Origin of the sequence: Rhizobium atlanticum (assembly GCF_030182485.1) — a bacterium.
GTDB lineage: Bacteria > Pseudomonadota > Alphaproteobacteria > Rhizobiales > Rhizobiaceae > Rhizobium.
In genome coordinates, this window is the sequence record NZ_JAQJCJ010000018.1 from 161,435 (window position 1) to 167,765 (window position 6,331).

Below are 6,331 nucleotides of genomic sequence, written 5' to 3' on the forward strand. Positions count from 1 at the left end.
CCATGAGCCAAACCAGCCTTGCCATCAGCAAAATCAGCGATCTCGCCAACCCGACGCGGTTTCTCGCGCTGGCGGCGCGCATCATTCCCTGGTTGGCCGGCATCACTACCCTCTGTTTTGCGGTCGGCCTTTATCTGAGCTTTGCGACAGAAGGCGATTACCAGCAGGGCGAGACCGTGCGCATCATGTATATCCATGTGCCTGCCGCCTGGCTGTCGATGATGTGTTACACGATCATGAGCCTCTCGGCGATCGGCACGCTCGTCTGGCGCCACCCGCTCGCCGATGTCTCCGCCAAGGCCGCAGCTCCGCTCGGCGCCGCCTTCACCCTGATTGCGCTCGTCACCGGTTCGCTCTGGGGCAAGCCGATGTGGGGCACCTGGTGGGTTTGGGATGCCAGGCTGACCTCCGTCTTCATCCTCTTCCTGATGTATCTCGGCCTCATTGCGCTGAGCCGCGCCATCGACGATCCGTCGCGGGCGGCGCGCGTTTGCGCCGTGCTCATCCTGGTCGGCTTCGTCAACATCCCGATCATCAAGTTTTCCGTCGACTGGTGGAACACGCTGCATCAGCCGGCAAGCGTGATGCGCCTTGGCGGCCCGGCGATTGATCCGGAATTCCTGCGCCCGCTTTTCGTCATGGCGATCGCCTTCACCCTGCTGTTCTTCACGCTGCATATCATGGCCATGAGAAACGAGATCTGGCGCCGCCGTGTCGCCGCCCAGCGCCGTCTCGCCGCCCGCATGGCGAGCCGGGAGGAATAGGCCGTGCCGCACGCCTTCTATGTCTATGCATCCTATGGCATCGCCGCTTTGGTGACGATCGCCGTCATCCTGTGGACCTGGGCCGACGGCCGGGCGCGCCGCCGCGAGCTTGCAAGGCTCGAAGCCGCCGGTATCCGCCGCCGCTCGGCGCGGCCAAAGGATGGCGAATGACCGAGACGCCCGATACCAAAACTGCCAAGCCACGTGGATTTGGCCGCTATGCACTGGCGCTTCTGCCGCTGATCGTGTTCGGCGGCATTGCCGCGACGGCCGCGAAGATGCTCTACGACCAGGATTTCCACGGCAAGAACATCGCCGAAATCCCTTCCGCCCTGATCGGCACCAAGGCGCCGTCGCTGAGCCTTCCTCCGCTCGAGGGCGCCAACCTGCCGGCGCTGACCGACGCCGCAGTCAGCGGCAAGCTGACCCTCGTCAACGTCTTCGCCTCATGGTGCATCCCCTGCCGCGACGAGCACCCTATCCTGAAGGAACTGGCGAAAGACGGCCGGCTAAACATTGTCGCCATCAATTACAAGGACAAGAACGAGAACGCCCTGCGCTTCCTCGGCGAACTCGGCAATCCCTATCAGGCGATCGGAATCGATCCGAACGGCAAGGCGGCGATCGACTGGGGCGTGTACGGCATTCCGGAAAGCTACCTCGTCGGCACGGACGGCACCATCCTCTACAAACGCGTCGGCCCCTTCGACGAGATCAGCCTGAAGGAAGGCCTGTATCCGGCGATGGAAAGGGCGCTGGGAAAGCCGGCGTCGTAGTCACCAGGCAGGACACCCCTCCCCACAAGGAGGCGCTTCACTTGTCGCACCGCCTTTCCAAATCCTGTTCTAACAACTGACTGCTTGTTGCTGTCGAGAGCCGACCGAAATGTAAGGTCAGATCGCGAACGAGCGAGCAAAATGCCGATCTGGCAGTCGGTCCCCTGCTCCGAAAAGCTTCTTCCTCAGCGTACCGTCCGAATAAGCGGTTTTGTATCGTCCGCGCTCCTGTAATCTCGGAACGACGTGATTGACGAAATCCTCGTAGCTCTCCGGAACGACAGTTCTGGTGAGATTGAAGCCGTCGATCTCGCCCTCGTCCATCCACGAAATCATCTCCGACGCCACGCTGTCGCCATCCCCTACGATGAGTGGATAGCGCCCTCCAATCTTGAGTTCCTCCAAAAGCTGACGCTTCGTCCAACGCTTCTCCTGCGCCAGCTGAGTGACAGATTGGATGGAGTTGGAGGTTCCGTAGGAGATCGGTTCGTCCAGCCCGAACCTGGAGAGGTCGATCCCGGTGCCAGCAGAAAAGTGAGCCAGCCCGGCTTCGGGGTTGGCGTAGCTGAGATAATCCCGGTATAGATCCTGCGCCGCGCTCCGTGTCGCGCCGGTTATGACCGTTATGCCGACGAATATCTTTACATCGTCGGCATTCCGACCGGCACTGACCGCTCCCTCGCGGATGGCGCGCGCGGTCTTGCGAGCGGCTGCCTTGTCGACTGCGGTGATGAATACACATTCCGCATGCTTCGCAGCGAATTCCTTTCCACGACCCGAGGTGCCGGCCTGATAAAGGACCGGCGTGCGTTGAGGGGAAGGCTCCGCCAAATGATAACCGGTGGCCTTGTAGTAGAGGCCATCGTGCATGACCGGCCTCACTCTGTTCGGATCTGCGTATCTGCGGCCTTCCTTGTCCAGCAAGACGGCCTCGTCTGACCAGCTCCCCTCCCAGAGCTTATAGAGGACCTCGAGGTACTCGTCGGCCCGCTCATATCGGCTGTCATGCTCCGATTGCGCGTCTTGCCCGACCGCACGCGCCGCACTGTCGAGATAGCCCGTAACGATGTTCCACCCAAGCCGACCCCCGGTAAGGTGGTCGAGGGTCGACATCCGGCGCGCAAACAGATAGGGCGGCTCACCATTCACGTTTACGGTGACACCGAAACCAAGGTGTTGTGTCACGGCCGCCATTGCCGAGATCAGCAAGAGTGGATCATTGACAGGCAGCTGGATCGATTCCCGGAGCGTCAGATCGGCTGATCCCTGATAAACATCGTAGACGCCAACGATATCCGCCAGGAAAATTCCGTCGAAAAGACCGCGATCGAGCGTCTTCGCAAGCGACGTCCAATAGTCGAGTGTCTTGTATTTGTGGGATTGATCACGCGGGTGCGCCCATAGACCGTGATTGATGTGGCCCACCGAATTCATGTTGAACGCGTTGATCAGCAGTTTTTTTGTCATCGTAAAATCGCCTAGATGGCACCGTGTCGCGGCGGGGCGCGCTCATTTAGGTAATAGTTTCCGATAGCCTGGTACTTCCAACGAACCGGGTCGTGGAGTGTGTGCGTTCTGACATTGCGCCAGTATCGGTCGAGGTTAAGCTCACTCGCCGTGGCGGAGGTGCCTGACAATTCGAACAATTTCGTTGCGGCCAGCAGACCAGCTTTTGTCGTTAGAATTCTGGCTTCGGCTACTGCCACCGATGCCGCGGCTACCGTGGCTTCTGTCGGCGTGGATTGTGCGTCATGCACAAAGCGGGATGCCCGACGCAACAATGCCGCGGCGGCTTTTAGCTTGACGTTCACCTGGCCCACTGCGCTGACCGTTAGCGGGTCGTCGGAGGCTCTACCGACATTGGCGTCAATCCACGGCCTGGCTCGCTCGCGGACGAAGCGCTTCATTTCTTCATGTGCTCCGACGCCGATGCCGTAATCAATGGCCGCGTGCATCAGCTGGGCGAAAGGCCCGATCGTAGTCGGCGTATCGAACGAAGCCTGGAATGGTATGATCCACCGTTCTTCGACGCGAACGTTATCGAACGTCACGGAGCCGCTGCCGGTTACGCGCTGCCCGAAGCCGTCCCAGTCGTCGATGACGGCGACGCCGTCCGATGATCTTGGAACCATCACCAGATAGGAAACCTGCCCGCCTCCCTCCTGCGCGACAGCAAGGGTCGGTATCCAATGCGCAAAGATCGCCCCGGTGCAATAGAATTTGCGCCCGCTGACGATCCAATCGCCGTTCTCCTGGCGCAAGGAGGTTCTTCTTTTGAAATCCTTATTGCCAATCTCCGCAAGCGCATTGCCAAAACGCTCGCCGGCGAGGACGCGATCGTAGAAAAAGCGCTTCTGCTCCCAGCTTCCGCCGACGCGTAGCACCTCAAGGGCATAGAAATGGTTCTGAGGAATCTGCGAAAGCGATCCGTCGGCCGCCCCGATCGTCGATATGATATCCGCGACCGTCTTGGAGCCGAGCGCCGGGCCGCCGAACTCCTTTGGAACGGTGACACCCCAAAGGCCACTCTGGGAGAACTGTTCAACCTCGCTCCAGGGAAGTTCGCGGCCGCGATCCCTTTCGGAAGCCGTCACCGCAAAACCGGCGGCGAGCTTATCGGCTACTTCGAGGGCTTGCACATGGCTACCAATGACCGGCGGGACACCTGACGGCCGAGGGGCCGGCGCGGCAGCTTTTGCTTCATCACTCATCACTAGTTCCATTGATGCCGCTTGGGAAAAATGTCGTTCAGTTCGAAATTGCCCACAAGGTGATACTTCCAACGAACCGGATCGTGCAGAGTGTGCGTTCTTGCATTCCTCCAATGGCGGTCAAGATTGTGGGAGGCGCGCGTGGCCGAGGAACCCGCTAGATCGAAAAGCATCTCGCTTGCCTCCAGCGCGACTTCGGTCGTGAGTATCTTTGCGTTCGCCACCGCTACAGAGGCCTCTGCGCTGGAACGTTCGGTCACAGGCCGCCTCGCGATCTCATCTAGCGCGGCAGCGGCCTCATAGAGTACCTCCTGGGCCGCATGGTAGCTCGTGTAAAGGTTTCCTATTTCGTGGATGATAGTCGGGTCGTCCGCGGCGCGCTCGCCGCCGAAATCGACCCAAGGGCGTACCCGGTCTCGAACGAAGGACACCGCATCGGATATTGCCGCGCCAGCAATGCCGCAATCGATCGCGGCCTGTATCAATTGCGAAGTGGGACCGGCGAGCCCCGGCCTGTCCTTGAACTCGGCCATCCGGAAAATAAGATCGGGATCGGCCGCTGCGTCGTCGAAGATGACCGATCCGCTTGCCGTTGTCCGTTGCCCGAAGGAAGACCAGTCGTCGACAACCTTCACACCGGGCTGGTCTCGACGAAGCCAGACCTGGACTGGGTTATCGTCGTCATCAACCGCACGGGTTGGAATCCAATGGGCGAATATTGCACTGGTCGAATAGAAACGCCTCCCCGTGAGCCTCGACTCTCCGTTGACCATCGATAGTCGAGTTGTGCTCGCCGTAACCAGCCGGCTGCCTTTCTCCGGTCCGGCATTTCCAATCCGATGACCGTTGAGCACGTCACCGAAAATGCGGGTCTTTTGGGTCTCGGCCCCGATATCACGGAGCAAAGCGAGCACGCCGAACTGATTTTGCGGAAGTTGGCCGAGGGATGGATCGGCCTCACACAGCGTTTCAAACACCTTCGCGACAGTTACCAACGAGACATCAGCGCCGCCAAACTCGCCTGGAACCGTGATACCGCCAAGACCGCTCGCAGTGTATTCCTCTATTTCATCCCAAGGCAGTCGTCGTTCGCGGTCTCGTGACGACGCCCCGATTTTGAAACGCGCGGCCAATTTTTCCGCTATTGCCAGGGCCTCGAGGTCGCTTGTGATCAAATGCGGCTTTGCGGGTGGACGCGGTAGTCGATTTTCAACCGGCCGATGAGACACATTGTCAGCCATCATTGACCTCATCGTGCCTTCAGGCGGCGTACTACAGCGTCGCCGCCAAGCTGTACGACACATACCAAGGCAATGAGCACGACGATTACCGCCACCATAACCGTCGTGTCAAAACGCTGATACCCGTACCGGATTGCCATATCACCCAGGCCTCCTGCACCCACGGCACCTGCCATCGCTGAGGCACCGATCATGCTGACGATGGTGATCGTGAAGCCGCCAACGATTCCAGGAAGCGCCTCCGGAAGCAGGACGTGCCTGACGATATGCCATCTCCTGCAGCCGATGGCCTGGGCTGCCTCAATCAGCCCGCCATCGACCTCGCGCAGGCTGACTTCCGCAATTCTAGCGAAGAACGGCGTCGCACTTATTGAAAGCGGCACGACCGCGGCCCACACCCCGATTGTGGTTCCTGTGATCAACCGAGTGAGGGGTAACAGCGCGACGAGCAACACGATGAATGGCGTTGCTCTAAAACCGTTGATGACTGCCGCCAAAGAGCGTTGGGCATAAGGAGCCTTTATGAACCCGCCTGGGGCAGCTAGAGCCTGCTGCTTTCATACGGAAGCATATCCTGAGTTTGTGAGGTAGTTTGCGCATTCTGCTGGCGAGAAGCAGTCGAGCATTTCACCAGCCTTGCGCCATGTCGCTTCGACTGTGCGAGGCTGTTCTCTCCTAATTAGGTGCTTGAGCTTGGCAAAGACTTGCTCGATGGGATTGAGGTCCGGGCTGTAAGGCGGCAGGAAGAAGAGGTGCGCGCCTGCGGCCCGGATGGCACGACGGACAGCTTGGCCCTTATGGCTGCCGAGATTGTCGAGGATGACGATGTCGCCCTTGGC

At 59.8% G+C, this 6,331-nt stretch carries 7 protein-coding genes and 1 pseudogene; 3 read left to right on the plus strand and 5 right to left on the minus strand.

What is annotated here, in order from left to right:
* Positions 1 to 2: 2 nt before the first annotated feature.
* From PH551_RS24570 to PH551_RS24580, 3 genes are read left to right on the plus strand one after another with little or no spacing between them, the layout of a single operon-like run.
* Positions 3 to 764: a heme ABC transporter permease gene (locus PH551_RS24570; RefSeq protein WP_285195380.1), complete on the plus strand. Its 762-nt coding sequence runs from the start codon at positions 3 to 5 to the stop codon at positions 762 to 764.
* A gap of 3 nt (positions 765 to 767) precedes the next feature.
* Complete coding sequence (gene ccmD / locus PH551_RS24575; protein ID WP_285195381.1) at positions 768 to 935, plus strand: heme exporter protein CcmD; 168 nt, start codon at positions 768 to 770, stop codon at positions 933 to 935.
* A complete protein-coding gene (locus PH551_RS24580; protein ID WP_285195382.1) occupies positions 932 to 1,540 on the plus strand; it encodes a DsbE family thiol:disulfide interchange protein in 609 nt (202 codons plus the stop codon). Before ccmD ends, PH551_RS24580 begins: the two co-directional genes overlap by 4 nt.
* A 117-nt stretch (positions 1,541 to 1,657) precedes the next feature.
* Here PH551_RS24580 and PH551_RS24585 read toward each other — a convergent pair whose 3' ends face one another.
* The 5 genes and pseudogenes from PH551_RS24585 to PH551_RS24605 form a co-directional block, all read right to left on the minus strand.
* Positions 1,658 to 3,007, minus strand: a complete 1,350-nt coding sequence (locus tag PH551_RS24585) for an LLM class flavin-dependent oxidoreductase (protein ID WP_285195383.1) — start codon at positions 3,005 to 3,007, stop codon at positions 1,658 to 1,660.
* An 11-nt stretch (positions 3,008 to 3,018) separates the two neighbouring features.
* A complete protein-coding gene (locus PH551_RS24590) occupies positions 3,019 to 4,251 on the minus strand; it encodes an SfnB family sulfur acquisition oxidoreductase (protein WP_285195389.1) in 1,233 nt (410 codons plus the stop codon).
* A gap of 2 nt (positions 4,252 to 4,253) precedes the next feature.
* Positions 4,254 to 5,492 (minus strand): SfnB family sulfur acquisition oxidoreductase, encoded by a 1,239-nt coding sequence (locus PH551_RS24595; RefSeq protein WP_285195384.1) that lies wholly within the window; start codon positions 5,490 to 5,492, stop codon positions 4,254 to 4,256.
* Between the two features lie 8 nt (positions 5,493 to 5,500).
* A pseudogene (locus PH551_RS24600) lies at positions 5,501 to 6,037 on the minus strand (methionine ABC transporter permease); the annotation flags it as partial.
* A 12-nt stretch (positions 6,038 to 6,049) separates the two neighbouring features.
* Positions 6,050 to 6,331, minus strand: a 282-nt coding sequence (locus tag PH551_RS24605) for a transposase (protein ID WP_285195385.1), incomplete at its 5' end; no start/stop codon positions are given.

Excerpts from the sequence above, each read along its gene's own strand:
- PH551_RS24570 (WP_285195380.1), top strand. The coding sequence starts at position 3 with ATGAGCCAAACCAGCCTTGCCATCAGCAAAATCAGCGATCTCGCCAAC.
- PH551_RS24580 (WP_285195382.1), top strand. The coding sequence starts at position 932 with ATGACCGAGACGCCCGATACCAAAACTGCCAAGCCACGTGGATTTGGC.
- PH551_RS24585 (WP_285195383.1), bottom strand. The coding sequence starts at position 3,007 with ATGACAAAAAAACTGCTGATCAACGCGTTCAACATGAATTCGGTGGGC.
- PH551_RS24590 (WP_285195389.1), bottom strand. The coding sequence starts at position 4,251 with ATGAGTGATGAAGCAAAAGCTGCCGCGCCGGCCCCTCGGCCGTCAGGT.
- PH551_RS24595 (WP_285195384.1), bottom strand. The coding sequence starts at position 5,492 with ATGGCTGACAATGTGTCTCATCGGCCGGTTGAAAATCGACTACCGCGT.